Annotated in this window: 15 protein-coding genes; 10 read left to right on the forward strand and 5 right to left on the reverse strand. The window is 67.9% G+C overall.

Annotated elements, in window-relative coordinates:
• Positions 1 to 11 precede the first annotated feature (11 nt).
• From rsmA to AC0KWY_RS11415, 4 genes are read right to left on the reverse strand one after another with little or no spacing between them, the layout of a single operon-like run.
• Positions 12 to 782: a 16S rRNA (adenine(1518)-N(6)/adenine(1519)-N(6))-dimethyltransferase RsmA gene (rsmA, locus tag AC0KWY_RS11400; protein ID WP_474025613.1), complete on the reverse strand. Its 771-nt coding sequence runs from the start codon at positions 780 to 782 to the stop codon at positions 12 to 14.
• Positions 779 to 1,771 (reverse strand): 4-hydroxythreonine-4-phosphate dehydrogenase PdxA, encoded by a 993-nt coding sequence (gene pdxA, locus AC0KWY_RS11405; protein ID WP_474025614.1) that lies wholly within the window; start codon positions 1,769 to 1,771, stop codon positions 779 to 781. Before pdxA ends, rsmA begins: the two co-directional genes overlap by 4 nt.
• On the reverse strand, positions 1,768 to 3,063 hold the full coding sequence (locus AC0KWY_RS11410) for a peptidylprolyl isomerase (RefSeq protein ID WP_474025615.1): 1,296 nt from the start codon (positions 3,061 to 3,063) through the stop codon (positions 1,768 to 1,770). The genes pdxA and AC0KWY_RS11410 overlap by 4 nt, the downstream gene beginning before the upstream one ends.
• A 5-nt stretch (positions 3,064 to 3,068) precedes the next feature.
• Positions 3,069 to 5,567, reverse strand: a complete 2,499-nt coding sequence (locus AC0KWY_RS11415; RefSeq protein ID WP_474025616.1) for an LPS-assembly protein LptD — start codon at positions 5,565 to 5,567, stop codon at positions 3,069 to 3,071.
• A gap of 87 nt (positions 5,568 to 5,654) precedes the next feature.
• Here AC0KWY_RS11415 and AC0KWY_RS11420 point away from each other — a divergent pair, with 87 nt between their 5' ends.
• From AC0KWY_RS11420 to AC0KWY_RS11455, 8 genes are all read left to right on the forward strand, one after another.
• Positions 5,655 to 6,671, forward strand: a complete 1,017-nt coding sequence (locus tag AC0KWY_RS11420; protein ID WP_474025617.1) for an aminoglycoside phosphotransferase family protein — start codon at positions 5,655 to 5,657, stop codon at positions 6,669 to 6,671.
• Positions 6,668 to 7,030: a hypothetical protein gene (locus AC0KWY_RS11425; protein WP_474025618.1), complete on the forward strand. Its 363-nt coding sequence runs from the start codon at positions 6,668 to 6,670 to the stop codon at positions 7,028 to 7,030. The genes AC0KWY_RS11420 and AC0KWY_RS11425 overlap by 4 nt, the downstream gene beginning before the upstream one ends.
• Before the next feature lie 5 nt (positions 7,031 to 7,035).
• Complete coding sequence (murU, locus tag AC0KWY_RS11430; protein ID WP_474029721.1) at positions 7,036 to 7,713, forward strand: N-acetylmuramate alpha-1-phosphate uridylyltransferase MurU; 678 nt, start codon at positions 7,036 to 7,038, stop codon at positions 7,711 to 7,713.
• A 43-nt stretch (positions 7,714 to 7,756) separates the two neighbouring features.
• Complete coding sequence (gene dinD, locus AC0KWY_RS11435) at positions 7,757 to 8,608, forward strand: DNA damage-inducible protein D (protein ID WP_474025619.1); 852 nt, start codon at positions 7,757 to 7,759, stop codon at positions 8,606 to 8,608.
• Positions 8,609 to 9,907, forward strand: a complete 1,299-nt coding sequence (locus AC0KWY_RS11440) for an aminopeptidase P N-terminal domain-containing protein (protein ID WP_474025620.1) — start codon at positions 8,609 to 8,611, stop codon at positions 9,905 to 9,907.
• Positions 9,900 to 11,033 carry an FAD-dependent monooxygenase gene (locus tag AC0KWY_RS11445; RefSeq protein WP_474025621.1) on the forward strand — a complete coding sequence of 378 codons (1,134 nt, stop codon included), beginning with the start codon at positions 9,900 to 9,902 and terminating at the stop codon, positions 11,031 to 11,033. Before AC0KWY_RS11440 ends, AC0KWY_RS11445 begins: the two co-directional genes overlap by 8 nt.
• 82 nt (positions 11,034 to 11,115) lie before the next feature.
• Positions 11,116 to 11,994 (forward strand): 1,4-dihydroxy-2-naphthoate octaprenyltransferase, encoded by an 879-nt coding sequence (menA, locus tag AC0KWY_RS11450; protein WP_474025622.1) that lies wholly within the window; start codon positions 11,116 to 11,118, stop codon positions 11,992 to 11,994.
• Between the two features lie 28 nt (positions 11,995 to 12,022).
• Positions 12,023 to 12,583: a hypoxanthine-guanine phosphoribosyltransferase gene (locus tag AC0KWY_RS11455; RefSeq protein ID WP_474025623.1), complete on the forward strand. Its 561-nt coding sequence runs from the start codon at positions 12,023 to 12,025 to the stop codon at positions 12,581 to 12,583.
• An 18-nt stretch (positions 12,584 to 12,601) separates the two neighbouring features.
• Here the strand turns inward: AC0KWY_RS11455 and AC0KWY_RS11460 are convergent, their stop codons facing one another.
• Positions 12,602 to 15,967 (reverse strand): autotransporter domain-containing protein, encoded by a 3,366-nt coding sequence (locus AC0KWY_RS11460; protein ID WP_474025624.1) that lies wholly within the window; start codon positions 15,965 to 15,967, stop codon positions 12,602 to 12,604.
• A 310-nt stretch (positions 15,968 to 16,277) separates the two neighbouring features.
• Here AC0KWY_RS11460 and dusB point away from each other — a divergent pair, with 310 nt between their 5' ends.
• Positions 16,278 to 17,312: a tRNA dihydrouridine synthase DusB gene (gene dusB / locus AC0KWY_RS11465; RefSeq protein ID WP_474025625.1), complete on the forward strand. Its 1,035-nt coding sequence runs from the start codon at positions 16,278 to 16,280 to the stop codon at positions 17,310 to 17,312.
• Positions 17,309 to 17,542, forward strand: a complete 234-nt coding sequence (locus AC0KWY_RS11470; RefSeq protein WP_028994262.1) for a Fis family transcriptional regulator — start codon at positions 17,309 to 17,311, stop codon at positions 17,540 to 17,542. The genes dusB and AC0KWY_RS11470 overlap by 4 nt, the downstream gene beginning before the upstream one ends.
• Positions 17,543 to 17,546: the final 4 nt, after the last annotated feature.

Raw genomic sequence — 17,546 nt, forward strand, 5'->3', positions numbered from 1 at the left:
TGCGCCGCCGTTCAGCCGGCCAGGAAGTTGGCGATGCGCACGTAGTCCTCGACCGGCAGGTCTTCCGGACGCAGCGTCGGGGCGATGCCCAGGGCGGCGAAGCCGGCGTCGTCGAGGATGCCCTTGAGGTTGTTGCGCAGCATCTTGCGGCGCTGGGCGAAAGCAGACTGGACCAGCGTCGACAAGCGTTCCGGATGCTTCGCGGTGAGCTGCTCCGGAGGTTTCGGGATCAGCCGGACGACGGCCGAATCGACCTTGGGCGGCGGGTCGAAACTCTCCGGCGGGACGTCGATCAGCCATTCCAGCCAGAAGCTGTACTGCAGCATCACCGACAGCCGGCCGTAGTCGGCGCAGCCGGGTTCGGCGACCATGCGTTCGACGACTTCCTTCTGCAGCATGAAGTGCATGTCGCGCACCTGCTGGCCGTAGCTGGCGAGGTGGAAGAGCAGCGGCGTCGAGATGTTGTAGGGCAGGTTGCCGACCAGGCGCAGGTCGCTGCCGATGCCGGCGAAATCGAAGGCGAGCGCGTCGCCCTCGTGGATGGCGAGGCGCTCGGCCGGGTGCTGCTTCTTCAGGCGGGCGATCAGGTCGCGGTCGATCTCGACGACGTGCAACCGGTCGACGCGCTCGAGCAGCGGCACGGTGATGGCGCCGAGGCCGGGGCCGATCTCGACGAGGGTATCGCTGCGTTTGGGATCGATCGCCGAGACGATGGCACCGATGATGCCCTGGTCGATCAGGAAATTCTGCCCGAACCGTTTGCGGGCGACGTGTCCCTTCATTGCAGTTTCCTTTGCGCCATGCGCGCCGCTTCGCCGACCGCGGCGAACAGGCTGCCGGCGTCGGCCTGGCCGCTGCCGGCAAGCGCCAGCGCGGTGCCGTGGTCGACCGAGGTACGGATGATCGGCAGGCCGAGGGTGACGTTGATGCCGTTGCCGAAGGTGGCGTACTTGAGCGCGGTCAGGCCCTGGTCGTGGTACATGGCCAGCACGGCGTCGCCGCCGGCGAGCACCGGCGGGGTGAACATGGTGTCGGCGGGATGCGGACCGGAGAGTTGCAGGCCTTCGCTGCGCAGCCGGGCGAGCGCCGGTTCGATGATGTCGATTTCCTCGCGCCCGAGGTAGCCGCCCTCGCCGGCATGCGGGTTCAACCCGGCGACCAGGATGCGCGGTTCGGCGATGCCGTACTTGCCGCGCAGGTCGGCGTCCACAATGCGCAGCGTGCGCTCCAGCAGATCGCCGGTAATCGCCGCCGGCACGTCCTTCAGCGGCAGGTGCGTGGTTACCAGGGCGACGCGCAGCGGACCACGTTCGGTATCGCCGGCCAGCATCATCACCACCAGCGGCGTGCCGGTCTTCTCGGCGAGGTATTCGGTATGGCCAGTGAAGGCGACGCCGGCGTCGTTGATCACGCCCTTGTGCACCGGCGCCGTCGCCATCGCGGCGAATTCGCCGGACTGGCAGCCGGCCAGCGCGCGGTCGAGCAATGCCAGCACATAGCGGCCGTTGGCGGCGTCGAGCTTACCCGCTTCGGCCGGCGCGGCGAGCGGCAGATGGATGACGTCGAGCGTACCGGGCGCCGCCGGCACGGCCGGCGCATAGTCGCGCAGGACGATGTCGAGGCCGAGTTGTTCGGCGCGCTGGCGCAGCAACTCGCGGTCGCCGAGGACGACCGGACGACCCTCACCGGTCCAGTCGGCGAGCGTCAGGCAGAGTTCGGGACCGATGCCGGCCGGCTCGCCGCTGGTGACGGCGATCACCGGTAGGATCATTGCTGCTCCAGGCGGTTTTCGACGTAGGTGCGGTCGCGCAACTGGCGCAGCCAGTCCTGGTAGGCTTCGTCGAGCTTGCGCTCGCGCAGCGCCTGGCGGGCGACCGAACGCTGGCGCTCGGCGGAGACATCGCGCTCGCGGCGTTCGTCGACCTGGATCAGGTGCATGCCGAACGGCGACTTGATGACCTGGCTGAGTTCACCCGGCTTCAGGGCGTCCATCGCCCGCTCGAAATCGGGCACGGTGTCGCCCGGATTGAGCCAGCCGAGGTCGCCGCCCTTGGCGGCGGAGCCGTCCTGGGAAAAGATGCGCGCCTGTTCGGCGAAGTCCATGCCATTGACGATGCGCTCGCGCACCGTTTCCAGGCGATGGCGGGCGTCGGCTTCCGACATCACTTCGTTGGTCCGGATCAGGATGTGGCGGGCATGGGTCTGCTGGACCGAGGCCGGCTGGTTGCCGCCACGCCGTTCGACCAGCTTGACGACGTGAAAACCAGCCGACGAGCGCAATAGTTCGCTGACCCCACCCGCCTGCAGCTTGCCGGCGGCTTCCGCGTAGAGGACCGGCAGGCGCTCCAGCGGCCGCCAGCCGAGGTCGCCGCCCTGCAGGGCATCGGGGGCGTCGGAGAAGGCCGCCGTCAGTTCGGCGAAGTTTTCCCCGGCACGCGCCCGGGCCAAGGCCAGCTCGCCGCGCTGGCGCAGCTTCTGCAATTGTTCCGGGGTCGCCGATTCCGGCGCCCGCAACAGAATGTGCGCCAGCCGGTACTCGTCGCCGCCGCCGTTGGCCGCCTGGTTGGCCAGGTAGTTGTCGATCTCGCTGTCGGAGACGGCGAGACGGCTCTCGACTTCGCGTTCGCGCAGGCGGGCCATGATCATCTCGCCGCGGATTTCCTCGCGGAATTCGCCGTAGCCGATCCCGTCCTTTTCCAGGGCGACACGGAACTGGGCCAGCGTCATGTTGTTGTTGGCGGCGATGCGGCCGATTGCCTGGTCGAGCTGGGCTTCATCGATGCGCATGCCGCTTTCCTTGGCGTAGGCGAACTGCACCTGCTCCATGATCAGCCGTTCGAGCATCTGCTTTTCCAGCACGTCCTGCGGCGGTAGCGGCGTGCCCTGCTTCTGCAACTGGCGCAGCGCCACTTCCAGGCGAGAGCGCAGCTCGTTGCGGGTGATCGCGCCGTCGCCGACGACGGCGACGATGTAGTCCGCCTCGACGGCTTCCGCCGGGGCGGCCTGGGCGGCCGGAACGAACAGCGAGCACAGGGAAAGGAAAAGGATGAGGGTCTTGGACATGGCGGTCATGGATTGGCGATCAGGTTGCCGTCGACGGGCAGTTCGTTGGTTTTACCATAACCCGGGATGCTACGCCGCAACAGACCGAGCGGATTGGAACCGATACTGGTGAAGTCCTGCAGTTCGAGCTGCAGGTAAAAACTGGTGTTGGCGGAGCCGGAAGTCGCCGCCAGGCGCTGCACGACGCCGCGCATGGCCCAGCAGCCGGCGTTGTATTCGAGACCGCCGATGGTTTCCAGGGTCTGGTTGTCGCGCAGCGAATAGTTGAAGCGGCCGACCGCGTACCAGCGCGGCGCCAGCGGCCACTGCCCGGCGAGGTCAACCTGGTCGACCACCGACTTGTTGGTCAGCGGATCGCGCGTGTAGCGGTAGCTCGCCGACAGCACCTTGCCGTAATCGGGCTGGAAGCGGACACCGGCCGAGAAGCGGTCGTTGGTGCGCGCCTCGTAGTTGTATTCCCAGGTCGCCTCGGCGTAGGTCTTCGGCGCGACGAGGCCGGCGACCGAAGCGATCAGGTTGGAGAAATTGTCCGGCCGTGAGGTTTCGCCGGCCAGGATGACGCGCTGCTTGGCGAAGTAGTAGCGCTGGCCGATCATCGCCTTGAAGCGTTCGGCGCCGGTTTCGCCGTCGAGGATGCGGGTGGTCAGCGCCGCTGTCAGTTGGTGGGCGTCGTTGATCCGGTCGTAGCCGCTGTAGCGGTTCTCGGAGAAGACCTGGGCGAAGTTGAAGTCGGAGAGCGCGGTATCGAAGACCGGAATGTCGCTCTGGTCCTTGTACGGGATGTAGACGTAGTAGAGCCGCGGCTCCAGCGTCTGCAGGAAGCGGTGACCGAGGAGGTCGAGGTCGCGCTCGAAGACGGTCGTCGCGTCCACCGAGAAGGTCGGCAGCACCCGCGTGATGTTGTCGGAACCGCCGCCGCTCAGCGTCGCCCGGTCGATCGCGTAGCTGCTCATGTGCAGGCCGAGCTTGGGCGTGACCTGGTAAGCCGCGCCGATCACCGGGTAGCTCAGTTGCGGATAGAGGACGAAACGGTCGCCGCGGTCCTTGTTGGCATGGTCGTCGTGGGTGAAACGCGAATACTGGCCGAGCAGCGTGAAGTCGAAGCCCTTCAGGTCCGGCTTGTAGCCGAGCAGGTTCAGTTGCGGCTCGAGGAAGTAGGGACGGGCCACCGGGTTGGCCGCGTCGGGCTGCAGCGTCTGGTAGCGCAGCACCTGCAGCGAGCCCTGCCACCACGGACTGGGCGAGTAGTTGAGCGAGGCCCGCCGTTCGAGCTGCACCTGCGAGGTCTGCAGCAGGCGCGACGACATGTCTTCCCAGTAGGTGTCGTCGGAAACGCCGTTCCAGTTCAGGGCGCCGGTGATGTCGTCGGTGAAGCGCTGCAGGTGACGGATCGAGTAGGCGTAACGACGGGTGTGATCGCTCGCGTCGTCGCCCAGGTATTCGCCGCGCCATTCGCCTTCGCTGCGCTCGCTCAGGTAGCGCGTCTCGACGCCGAGCTGGGTGCCGCGCTTGCTCATGTAGCGCGGATAGAAGGTGGCGTCGTAGTTGGGCGCGATGTTCCAGTAGAGAGGCAGGCTGATGTCGAGGCCGGTCTTCGTCAACTGCTTGAACGACGGCGTCAGCAAGCCGGAACGCCGCTGGCTGTTCATCGGGAACCAGGCCTTCGGCGCGTAGAACAGCGGCACGCCCTTGAACCACAGCGAGGCATCGCTGGCGTTGCCGTAGTTCTCGTTGTAATCGAGGTCGATCTCGCCGGCCTTCAGGTACCAGTCCGGTGACGCCGGCTTGCAGGTGGAGAAGGTGCTGTTGTCGAGACGCATGCGGTTCTCGCCGGCAAATTCGATGCGTTCGGCGGTGCCCTGCGCGGTAACCTGGCGCGGCGGCGCCTGCTCGGTCGGCAGACCGTAGACGTTGGCGACGTTGAGCATCATCGGCGCACCGCTGTTGGCGCCGCTGACGCTGGCCACGGTGACGACGTTCTGGCTGGTCTCGTAGACGCGGCTGGTAACTTCCTTGGTCACCGAGTAACGCGATTCCTCGGCAAAACCGAGCCGGTCCGCCAGCTTCATGCGCAGGTGGGTCGTCTCGATTTCGGCGCCGTCCTGCAGCAGCACGACATTGCCGCTGGCATCGACCTCGTCGTCGAGCGGCTTGTAGGTCAGGCGGTCGGCGCGCAGTTCCAGCCCCGACTTGCGCAGTTCGACATTGCCTTCGGCGACGGCCAGTTCAGAGGTCTGCCCCTCCAGGCGGTCGGCGGTGAGGAACAGCGGCAAGGGATCGTCGATGCTGGACAGGGGCACCAGGCCGCCGGCGGCGGCCAGCTTGGGCGCCGTCTTGCGCGTCGCCAGCAGGTTGAAACGCTTTTCCAGACGCAGCGGCGCGGCACCGATCACCTCGCTGGCCGCGCCGCCTTCGGCCTCGCCCGTGCTCGCCTGAGCGAACGGAACGCCGGCAAACAGGCAACAGACCAGCGCGGCAATCGGACGTCGGGAAAAACCAGTCATCGGGGCATTCAGGAGGTGCCGGGACCGGAAAGGCCGATGCCCGGGTGTTAAAATCGCGCCATTTTACAACGAACCTTCCCCTCCTCGATGTCGCGCGATCAACTTGTTACCGACTGGGTCGCCAGTCGCTTCCCCGAACAGTCCGTTTCCATCACGCCGGCTTCCACCGACGCCAGCTTCCGCCGCTACTTCCGTCTGACCTGGTCGGACGGCAGCACCCGCATCCTGATGGATGCACCGCCGGAGAAGGAAGACTGCAAGCCCTTCATCAAGGTCGCCGGCCTGCTCGCCAAGGCCGACCTGGCGGCGCCGCGCATCCTCGACCAGGACCTCGACAACGGTTTCCTGGTGCTCACCGACCTCGGCCGCATCGGCTACCTCGACGCGCTCAACGCCGATCTCTCGCTGGCCGACCTGCTGATCCGCCCGGTGCTCGACGTGCTGGTCAAATGGCAGCTGTCGTCCACTGCCGCCACGCTGCCGCCCTACGACGCCCCGCTGCTGCGCCGCGAACTCGACCTTTTCCCGGAATGGTTCATCGGCCGCCACCTCGGCATCGAACTCGACGCCAACGACCGGCTGATGCTCGACCGGACCTTCAAGTTCCTCATCAACTCGGCGCTCAACCAGCCCAAGGTCTTCGTGCACCGCGACTTCATGCCGCGCAACCTGATGGTCGTCGAAAGCGCGCAGACGCTGACGCCGGGCATCATCGACTTCCAGGACGCGGTGTACGGCCCGATCACCTACGACGTCGTCTCGCTGTTCCGCGACGCCTTCATTTCCTGGGAAGAAGAGCAGGAAATCGACTGGGTCGTCCGCTACTGGGAAAAGGCACGCGCCGCCGGCCTGCCGGTGCGCGAAGACTTCGGCGCCTTCTGGCGCGACTACGAACTGATGGGCCTGCAGCGCCACCTCAAGGTGCTCGGCATCTTCTGCCGCCTCAACTACCGCGACGGCAAGGACAAGTACATCGCCGACCTGCCGCGCTTCATGACCTACGCCAAGAAGACCGCCAGCCGCTACCTGCAACTGAAGCCGCTGCTCAACCTGCTCGACCGCCTCGACGGTCAGACCGAGCAGATCGGCTACCGTCACAAGTGAGCCACCCCGCCCCGTTACCCGACCGGCGCGGCGAAGCCCGCCAGTTCGCCCGCCAGGGCCTGTGGCTGAGCGGCCCGGTGCTGGCCGTCGCCACCGTTATCTGGATCTGGGAACCGACCGGGCAGTGGGTGTTCGCAGCCGGCATCGGTGCCTGCGCGCTGGCGCTGCCCTGGGGGCTGCTCGCCGCCTTCCCGGTCTGGTTGGTCGTCCTCGTTCTCGGCAAACTGACCAGCCTCAACCCGTTTGCCCTCCTCTACTGGGGAATCGCCGCCACTGCCGCAATCGGCGCCCACCTCAACGCCTACCTGCTGCTCGCCCGCGCCGGCGATCGCCCGACTCCCGGAAACCCTGCCCCTTGAAAGCGATGATCCTCGCCGCCGGCCGCGGCGAACGCATGCGGCCGCTCACCGACCACACGCCGAAACCGCTGCTCGCCGCCGGCGGCAAGCCGCTGATCGTCTGGCACCTGGAAAAGCTGGCCGCTGCCGGCTTCCGCGAAGTGGTCATCAACCACGCCCACCTCGGCGAAAAGATCGAAAACGCGCTCGGCGACGGATCGCAGTGGGGACTCAGCATCGCCTATTCCCCGGAACCGCCGGGCGCGCTGGAAACCGCCGGCGGCATCGCCCACGCCTTGCCGCGGCTCGGCAACGCCCCGTTTCTGGTGGTCAATGGCGACGTCTACTGCGACGTCGCTCTCCCCGCCTTCGCCGCGCGCGGCTGCCCGCCCGGCGGCGCCCGCCTGCTGCTGGTCGACAACCCGGCGCACCACGGCGGCGGCGACTTCTCGCTGAGCGGCGAACGGATCGTCCCCGCCAACGGTGAGCAAACGCTCACCTACGCCGGCATCGGCGTCTTTTCGCCGGCCATGTTCGACCATGTGCCGGCCGACCAGCCGCTGAAGCTGCGCCCGCTGCTCGACGCGGCGATTGCCGCCGGCACGCTGACCGGGGAACGCCACGCCGGCCGCTGGGTCGACGTCGGTACGCCGCAACGACTGGCCGAACTGGATGCCGAATTGCGCGCAGCACAGGCAGATTGAATTCCAATAGCATGGCGTTTTCAGCCCCTGGAGGAATGCCGCGATGACCGACTCACCCGTTTCCCGCCAGCACCACGCCAGCTTTGAAGGCCTGCGCCAGCTCGACGACGCCGGCAACGAATACTGGCAGGCCCGCCAACTGGCCAAGGTGCTCGACTACTCGGAATACCGCCATTTCCTGCCGGTGGTCGAGCGCGCCAAGGAGGCCTGCGGCAAAAGCAGCCAGTCCATTACGGACCATTTCGAGGATGTCCTCGAAATGGTCGACATCGGCTCGGGCGCAAAACGGCAACTCCCCGACATCCGCCTCTCCCGCTACGCCTGCTACCTGATCGTCCAGAACGGCGACCCCTCGAAGCCGGTCATTGCCAACGGCCAGACCTACTTTGCCATCCAGACCCGCCGCCAGGAACTGGCGAACGACACCGCCTTCGGGCAACTGAGCGAAGACGAGAAGCGACTCGCCATCCGCAACGAACTCGCCAAGCACAACAAATACCTTGCGGCCGCTGCCGCCGAGGCCGGCGTCGAAAGCGGCCTCGACTTCGCCGTTTTCCAGGACCACGGCTATCGCGGCCTGTACGGCGGCCTGGGTGCCAAGGCCATCCACGCCCGCAAGGGCTTGAAGAAAAGCCAGAAAATCCTCGACCACATGGGCAGCACCGAGCTGGCCGCCAACCTGTTCCGCGCCACGCAAACCGAGGAGAAATTGCGCCGCGACGGGGTCAAAGGCAAGCAGGAGGCGAACCAGACCCACCTCGCCGTCGGCCGAAAAGTGCGCGAGACGATCAGGGAACTCGGCGGTACCATGCCGGAAGACCTGCCGACGCCCGAGCGCAGCATCCAGCAGATCGAGCATGCGCAGCCACGAATCGCGAAGAAAGACACCGACTGAATGACTCACGCCCACTTCATCGCCCGCCGCCAACGCTTGCTCGAAACCATCGGCGACGGCGTCGCCATCATCCCGACGGCGCCGGAAGTCGTGCGCAACCGCGACGCGCACTATCCCTACCGTTTCGACAGCTACTTCTGGTACCTGTCGGGTTTCCCGGAGCCGGAAGCGGTGGTCGTGCTGGTCGGCGGCAGGAAGCCGAAGTCCATCCTGTTCTGCCGCGACAAGCACGAAGAACGGGAAATCTGGGACGGCTACCGCTACGGTCCGAAAGCGGCGAAGACCGCCTTCGGCTTCGACGCCGCGTATTCGATCGAGCAACTGGACAAGAAGCTGCCCGAATTGCTGGTCAACCGCGACACCCTGTGGCACGCCGTCGGCCACGACGAGGCCTGGGATGCGCGCATTGCCAAGGCGCTGAACGCGGTGCGCGCGCAGGCCCGCGCCGGCAAGCGGGCGCCGCGCGCGATCCACGACCTGCGCGCCGAACTCGACGCCATGCGCCTCTACAAGGACGAGGCCGAACTGGCCACCATGCAACACGCCGCCGACATCGCCAGCGCCGGCCACGCCCGCGCCATGCGCGCCTGCCGCCCGGGGATGGCCGAGTACGAGCTGGAAGCCGAGCTGAGCTACGAATTCCGCAAACGCGGCGCCGACGGCCACGCCTACACGCCGATCGTCGCCGGCGGCGCCAACGCCTGCGTGCTGCACTATGTCGACAACAACAAGCTCCTGAACGAGCACAGCCTGGTGCTGATCGACGCCGGCTGCGAAGTCCAGGGCTACGCCGCCGACATCACCCGCACTTTCCCGGTGGGCGGCCGATTCACGCCGGCGCAGAAGGACGTCTACGAGATCGTGCTGGCCGCGCAGGCCGCCGCCATCGCCGCCACCGCCCCCGGCCGCCACTTCATGGAAGCGCACGACGCCGCCGTGCGCGTGCTGACGCAAGGCCTGGTCGACCTCAAGCTGCTGACCGGCGATCTCGACCACCTGATCGAGAAGGGTGATTACAAGCGCTTCTACATGCACCGTACCGGCCACTGGCTCGGCCTCGACGTGCACGACGCTGGCGAGTACAAGGTCGGCGACGACTGGACGACGCTGCAGCCGGGCATGACGATCACCGTCGAGCCCGGCCTCTACCTGCGCCCGGCCGCCGATGTGCCGGCGGCGCTGGCCGGCATCGGCATCCGCATCGAGGACGACGTGCGCGTCACCGCCGACGGTTGCGCGGTGTACACCACAGCGCCGAAAACCGTCGCTGAAATCGAGGAGGTGATGCGCCATGACTGAAACCGCCGTTGAACACGTCGACACCCTGATCGTCGGCGCCGGCCCGGTTGGCATGACGCTGCACCGGGCACTCGCCGCCGGCGGACGAAAATCGCTGCTCATCGACCGCCGCCCACCGGCCGCGCTACAGGCCGACCCGCGCGCCCTGGCGCTGTCGCACGGCGCCCGCGAGCTGCTGGAAACGCTCGGTGCCTGGCCGGCCAGGGCGGCGACGCCGATCGAGACGATCCACATCTCGCAGCGCGGCGGCTTCGGCCGCACCCTGATCGACCGCGCCGAACACGGTCTGCCGGCGCTCGGCTACGTCGTCCGCTACCGCGACCTGGCCGGCGCGCTGGCCACCGGCATCGCCGCCGACGCGCTGCTTGGCGAGGCGGAAATCCTCGCCCAGACGCCCGACGCCGACGGCGTCACGGTCACCCTGCGCCACGCCGGCACGCTGCGCAAGCTGCGCGCGCGCACCCTGGTGCATGCCGAAGGCACGCCGTTCGACGAGCCCAGCACGCTGGTCGGCGATTACCAGCAGCAGGCGGTGATCTGCGAAGTGACGCCGATTCCCGGCCACCACCGGCGCGCCTGGGAGCGCTTCACGCCGGACGGCCCGCTGGCGCTGCTGCCGCTGGGCGACGAATACTCGATCGTGTTCACGCTGCCGCCGGCCAAGGCCGACGCGGTGATGGCGCTTGACGACAACGCCTTCGTCGCCGCGCTCGAAAACCAGTTCCAGCGCGGCATGCGCTTCGCGAAACCGGGGCCGCGCCACCGCTTCCCGCTCGCCCTGCGCCTGCGCGACACGCTGGTGGCGGGGCGCGAAGTGTGGATAGGCAACAGCGCCCAGACGCTGCACCCGGTGTCCGGCCAGGGCTTCAACCTCGGCCTGCGCGACGCCTGGCAACTGGCCGAAGTGCTGCTCGACGGCGACGACCTGAGCCGCTACCCCGGCCTGCGCCGGCTCGACCGGCGCGGCGGCGCGCTGTTCACCGACCAGGTGGTACGTGCCTTCTCCAACGATTTCCCGCCGCTGCGCCTGGCCCGCGGCCTCGGCCTGCTCGCCCTCGACCTCTGCCCGGCGGCCCGCCATTTCGTCGCCAGACGCATGATCTGGGGCGCCCGCGCCTGGCCGTAAAGCAGCCGCCCCAAACCGGCCGGGCGCCGCGGTGGCGGGAAATTCGGGTTAAAGTTCGGGCTGCCCGTCACCGAAGCCCCGCATGAACCCCAGTACCGCCTGGTTTCTCGCCTGCCGCCCGAAAACCCTGACCGTATCGCTGTCGCCGGTGCTTGTCGGCACCGCCATCGGCTGGCATGAAGCCGGACACCTGCTCTGGCTGCCGCTGCTCGCCGCGGCGCTAGGCGCGGCGCTGATCCAGATCGGCACCAACCTGTTCAACGACGTCGGCGACTACCTGCGCGGCGTCGACCGCCCCGGCCGCTTCGGCCCCCGGCGCGCCACCGCCGAAGGCTGGCTGACGCCGGCCGCGGTGCGCGTCGGCGCCTGGATCAGCTTCGCGCTGGCCTTCCTCTGCGGCATCTATCTCGTCGTGCACGCCGGCTGGCCGATCGTCGTCATCGGGCTTTGCTCGCTCTACGCCGGCTGGTCCTACACCGGCGGACCGCGGCCGATCGCCTACGGTCCGTTCGGCGAGTTCTTCGTCCTCGTCTTCTTCGGCATCGTCGCCGTCGTCGGCAGCCACTACCTGCAGGTACCGGCCTGGTCGCCGCTCGCCCTGCTCGCCGGCGGCCTGCTCGGCCTGCACGCGGCCGCCGTGATCACCGTCAACAACTACCGCGACCTCGACACCGACGGCGCCGCCGGCCGCCGCACGCTGGCGGTCCGCCTCGGCCGTCCGGCCACCTGCCGCCTCTACTGCGCGGAAATGTTGCTGCCCTACCTGCTGCTCGTCCTGCTCGGCGAAGCGCTCGGCGCCTACGCCGCCCTGCCCCTGCTCACCCTGCCGCTCGCCCTGCTGCTCTGCCGCCGCTTTCTCGGCACGCCGCCCGGCCCGGCATTCAACGGCATCCTCGCGGCCACCGCGGCGCACCAACTGGGTTTCGCCGCGCTGCTCGCGCTAGCCTTCATCCGCCCCTGACCCTTCGTCTTGCCAGGAGACCCCGAACATGACCACCGACATCGAAGAAATCCAGCGCGCCATGCGCGAAGCCGACTGCCTGGCGACGCCGGCCGAAGTCGCCGCGGCGCTCGACCGCATGGCCGGCGAGATCACCGCTGCGCTGGCCGACAGCAACCCGCTTGTGTACACGGTGATGAACGGCGGCCTGATCTTCGCCGGCCGGCTGCTGTCGCGCCTGCACTTCCCGCTTGAGACGTCCTACCTGCACGCCAGCCGCTACGGCCAGCAACTGAAAGGCAACAGCCTGCTCGACTGGCGCGTGCGGCCGACCCAGGATCTGAAGGGGCGCACCGTCCTGGTCCTCGACGACATCCTCGACGAAGGCCACACGCTGCAGGCGATCTGCCAGCACCTGCGCGACGAAGGCGCCGCCCGCGTGCTGACCGCCGTGCTGGTGCACAAGGTGCACGAACGCAAGGCCGTGCCCGGCATGCGCGCCGATTTCTCCGGGCTCGACATCGCCGACCGTTACCTGTTCGGCTGCGGCATGGATTACAAGGGCTACTGGCGCAACCCGCCGGGCATCTACGCGCTCAAGGGACACTGAGCGCGCCGCCCGGACGGCTCAGAAGTCGATGGCAAGGCTGGCGCCGACGCCGTGCTCGCGGCGCCCGGCAGCGAACTGCCCGGCGTAGTCGATCCCCAGCCTGGCCGTCGGCGACATCGCCACCCGCAGGCTGGCCGCCACGGCCAGCGCATTGCGCGCCAGCGGCACCCCGGCATTGACGAAACGCTCGCCGCCGGCGAAGGCCAGGCGGCTCTCCGGCGTCAGGTCGCCGGCCGCATGCTGCCAGGCCAGGCTCGCCGACCATTGCCCCTTGCTTGCGCCCAGTTCGACATCCTGTGCGGCACGCAGCCCCAGCGAACCGGTGGCGATCGATGCGCTGGCGGCCCGACCTGTCAGATTGAACGCGCCGCCGCCCTTTTCGCTGAACGCTTCGCGCCGCATGGCACCGAAGGCCAGGCCGGCAAACGGCGCCAGATGCGTGCGGCCGGCGGCGAATTCGTAAGCCAGTTCGCCGAAGACCTGCCAGTCGTTGGCCGTGTAGTGAGCGCTTGCACTAGCCTGCGGCAGATGGCGCCGCGAGGACAAGGCGTGGTGTCCGTAGCCCGCGCCAAGGCGCAGGCCCAGCTTGCCCAGGCGCGTCCCGGCATGGACCCCAAGCCGGTAGCTGCCGGTATCGGCACGGGCGTTCGCCGTCCTGACGCCACCGTTCTCGTGACCGAGCAGGAAACCGAGCGTCCAGCCAGCGTCGAGCGCGCTGTCGCCGCCGACGAAAAAGCCGTCGCCATCGTTGTCGTAGCTGGCGGCGTTGCCATCGCTGGCCCCCCGCCCGCGCCGCCCGAACACTTGGCCCCAGGTGCGCGGCGCGGTCGCCGACTGCGTTTCGAGCAGACGCAGACGATCCAGCGCCGCATCGCGCTGGACCTGACCGGCGGCGAGCAATACGCCGCCGGTAGTCGGATGGATGTCGCCGGAGAGCGCCGCGAACAAGGGGCCAGCAGCAAAACCGGCGGGAGCAGCGAGCACCTGCGCGTACAGCGGATTGGTCGGCGCCAGACTGTCGATGCCGGCGGCGGTCTGCCGCTCGTTGAAGTTGCGCCCGGCGCTCGCGAAGGGCAGACGGTCGATGCCCAGGGTGACGCGGTCGGCGGCATAGCTCAGGCGGGGCCGGAAGAAGGCATAGGGCGACAGCGCGCCGGCGAACTGCCCCTCGATGCCGCCCCCGGCGCTCAGGAAGGTGTAGGCATGTCGCCCGGCCGCGGCGGCGACGAAGCTATCCAGCGCGGCGTCGGCGTCCGCGGCCTGCACGCCGACCTGTCCGCCGGCCAGGGTCGCCTTGCCGGCCACCGCCAGGCGATCGGAACGCCCATCGCCCGCGACTTCGACGGCGAGCAGCGAGCCTGACTCGAAGCGCGCGTCGCCGGCAACGCTCAGCGTGCCGATCGACGCCCCCGGCGCCACCGTGCCGCCGGCCTGCGCCAGCAGCGTGCCGACACTGCCGTTGCCGCCGAGTATCCCCTGGCCGTAGACCGCAACGGCGCCGCTCAGCGCGCCATCGACACGCAGACGCCCGGCCTCGACCCGGGTTTCGCCACGGTAGCTGTTGTTGCCAGTCAGCCGCAGTTCGCCGGCACCGCGCTTGGTCAGGCCGTTTTCATAGGTCGCGGCGAGCAGGCTGGCGATCCGCGCTTCCTGAACGACGTACTCCTGCGCCAGCCCCTGGACGTTGGCCGCCACCACTTCCCTGGCCAGCGTCTCGTCGTCCGGATAGCGGCTGGCCAGGAAACGCTCGAAGCGCGCCAGATCGGGGCCCAAGGGCAACCAGGCCTCGATCTTGCCGTATTCCTTGACGATCGTCGAAGCCAGCGGATCGCTCTCGACCGCCGCCAGCGCCGCTCGGAAGTCGGCGTAGGGTGGCGTCGCACGCGCCACCATCAACCGGCGGGCAAGCACCCTGGCCTGGCTCGCCAGCGGTCGATATTCCACGTAAAGGCGTTCGCTCAGGCTCGCGGTATCGACGCTGGCCCAGCCGTTTTCCCACCCCATGTCGATCTTGCGTTGCCGCCAGGCCGCAATCTCCACCTGCGCTTCGGCCTGACGCTGCTGCAGGGCGGCATCGCCGATGTCGTTGGCCCAGACATCGAGCGTGCCGGCGGGCAGGTCGGCGACCAGGCGGCTCATCAACTGGCCGGGGCCGTCCATCGCCTTCTGCAGGTCGATCAGACCCCAGCCGTAGATTTCGTCGACGCCGGGCGCCCCGAGGTCGCACGCCGTCGTCTTCAGGATCTGCGCAAGATCGCCGTTGGCGAGATAGGGATAGCGCCCCTTCAACACCCCGATGGCGCCAGAGACGAAGGGGCCGGCCATCGATGTGCCGCTTAACGGCGCGTAGGCGGCAACCGGATCGCGTACCGGATCGCCGGCCTGCAGCCCCGAGATGTCGCCGGTCGCCACCGAACTGTTGATGGCGCTGCCGGGCGCGGCGACGCAGTAATACCTGGTGTAGCCGCAGATCGTCGAAAAACCGCTGGCTTGCAGGCCGCTGGCGGTACGCGCCAGACTCATCGTCGTGATCCAGTTGTTTTCGATCCCGGGAACGAAGCTCGCCAAACCGGCCATCGCATCGGGCTGCTGCCCGCTTTCGTTGCCGGCCGAAAACTCGACGACGATGCCGCTGCGCGCCGCCTGCAGCGCGCCGTCGTAGGCGCCGCCGGCCGGCGTCCCGAGCAGGGACTGGATTTCGAGGAACTGCTTGCCGGCATCGACGAACTGCCAACCGCCGCCCCAGGTGATGCCGATTCCCCAGCTGTTGGTGATGACATCGACCCGGCTGTCGATCATCGCCCGCCAGGCCGCCAGGTAGGTGCCGCCGTCGTTGCCGCGGACGATGCCGTCCTCCGGTCCGGGATCGCCGACGTCGGCGGCAAAGACGCTCGCGGCGAAGGCCACCCCCTGCATGACGCCCGGGCGACCGGCGACGGTATCGCGGTTCGCCGCCGCAATGCCGGCGACGTGCGTGCCATGCGTGGCAATCCCGCCGTAGCCGTTGATATAGAGTTGCCCGTCGTAGACAAAGGGATCGCCGGCGCGGAATGGCAGATAGGGGTCGTCGTAGGTACGGATGCCACGTGTGGTGATGAAGCTCAGCTTGGGATCGCCGGCAACGCTGGCGGCAAATTCGGGATGGGCGCTCCACACCGGCTGGTCCAGCACGCCGATGCGCGCGCCCTGTCCAGCGTAACCCCGAACATAGGCGTATTCGGCACGAATCGCGGCGAGCCCCCAGTTGCCGTTGAATTCGGCATCGGCCCGCCAGGTCGCGGCCGCCTGCTCGCGATCCGCGCTCAGACTGCCGTCGGCGGCGAGCCAGGATTGGGCGAGCGCCGCCCGCGTCGGCAGCAAGCCGACACAGACCAGCAGCAGCATGGCGGTCGATCGGGAAGCACCACGAAACCCTTGCCCCCGAGCTGCATTTTCCGCAGACATCATTTCCCCTTTGCTTCCTGGTATCCGGCAATCGCCAGGCCTTGCCGCCGCCTGGCGCGCTGCCCCCGGAGCCGACATTACCATGGCATCGCCGGGCGCCGCCACCGGAAAGCCTTGCGCCAGAACTGGCCAAGATGAACATCCCGGCTTGCCGGGAAACGCCGGCAAGTCCGAAACTGACTATTTTTTAGGCAGCGATTCGGCTATAATCCACGGCTTCCCGTTTCGCGCCAAAGCCCATCCCTCGCCCATGGAATTCGTCGGTTTCACCCTGCGCAACAATCTCTTCGTTGCCCCGATGGCGGGTGTCACCGATCGCCCCTTCCGCCAGCTATGCAAGAAGCTGGGCGCCGGGCTGGCGGTGTCCGAGATGGTGACCTCGAACTCGCTGCTCTACGGCAGCGCCAAGACGCTGCGCCGCGCCAACCACGAGGGCGAGGTCGAACCGATCTCGGTGCAGATCGCCGGCGCCGACCCCAGGATGATGGCCGAAGCGGCCCGGCACAACGTCGATAACGGCGCCCAGATCATCGACATCAACATGGGTTGCCCGGCCAAGAAGGTGTGCAACGTGATGGCCGGTTCGGCGCTGATGCAGGACGAAGCGCTGGTCGGCCGCATTCTCGACGCCGTCGTCGGCGCCGTGCCGAATACCCCGGTGACGCTCAAATTCCGCACCGGCTGGAACCTCGCCAACCGTAACGCGCCGACCATCGCCCGCATCGCCGAAAGCGCCGGCGTGCGCGCCGTCGCCATCCACGGCCGGACGCGCTGCCAGCAGTACACCGGCGAAGCAGAGTACGACACCATCGCCATGGTCAAGACGCTGATCCGCATCCCGGTGATCGCCAACGGCGACATCTCGACCCCGGAAAAAGCCAAATACGTGCTCGACCACACCGGCGCCGACGGCGTCATGATCGGCCGCGCCGCGCAAGGGCGGCCCTGGCTGTTCCGCGAGATCGAACACTACCTGAAGACCGGCGAGCACCTGCCGCCGGCCAGCGTCGCCGAGATCCACGGCATCCTCCTCGCCCACCTCGAAGACCTTTACGACTTCTACGGGCTGGAAACGGGCGTCAAGGTCGCCCGCAAGCACATTTCCTGGTACACCAAGGGACTGGTCGGTTCGGCCGCCTTCCGCCGGGTGATGAACACCTTGCCGACCATCGAACAACAGAGGCAGGCGGTCGACGACTTCTTCCGCCACCAGGCTGCAGCAGGGGAACACCTGCATTACGAAGATACATCGGACCATCAGGATAGGGAGGCGTTGGCAGCATGAGCCAACATGACTTGGGGCGGTGCGTGATCAACGCACTGGAGCAGTATTTCCGGGACCTCGACGGCGAAAAGCCGGCGGCGATCTACGACATGGTCCTGAAGAGCGTCGAAAAACCGATGCTTGAACTGGTGCTGGCCAAGGCCGGCACCAACCAGACGCTGGCGGCGGAAATGCTGGGCATCAACCGCAACACGCTGCGCAAGAAACTCACCGAACATCAACTTCTGTAAATCG

The sequence above is a fragment of the Azonexus sp. MM2026_4 genome (assembly GCF_055901855.1).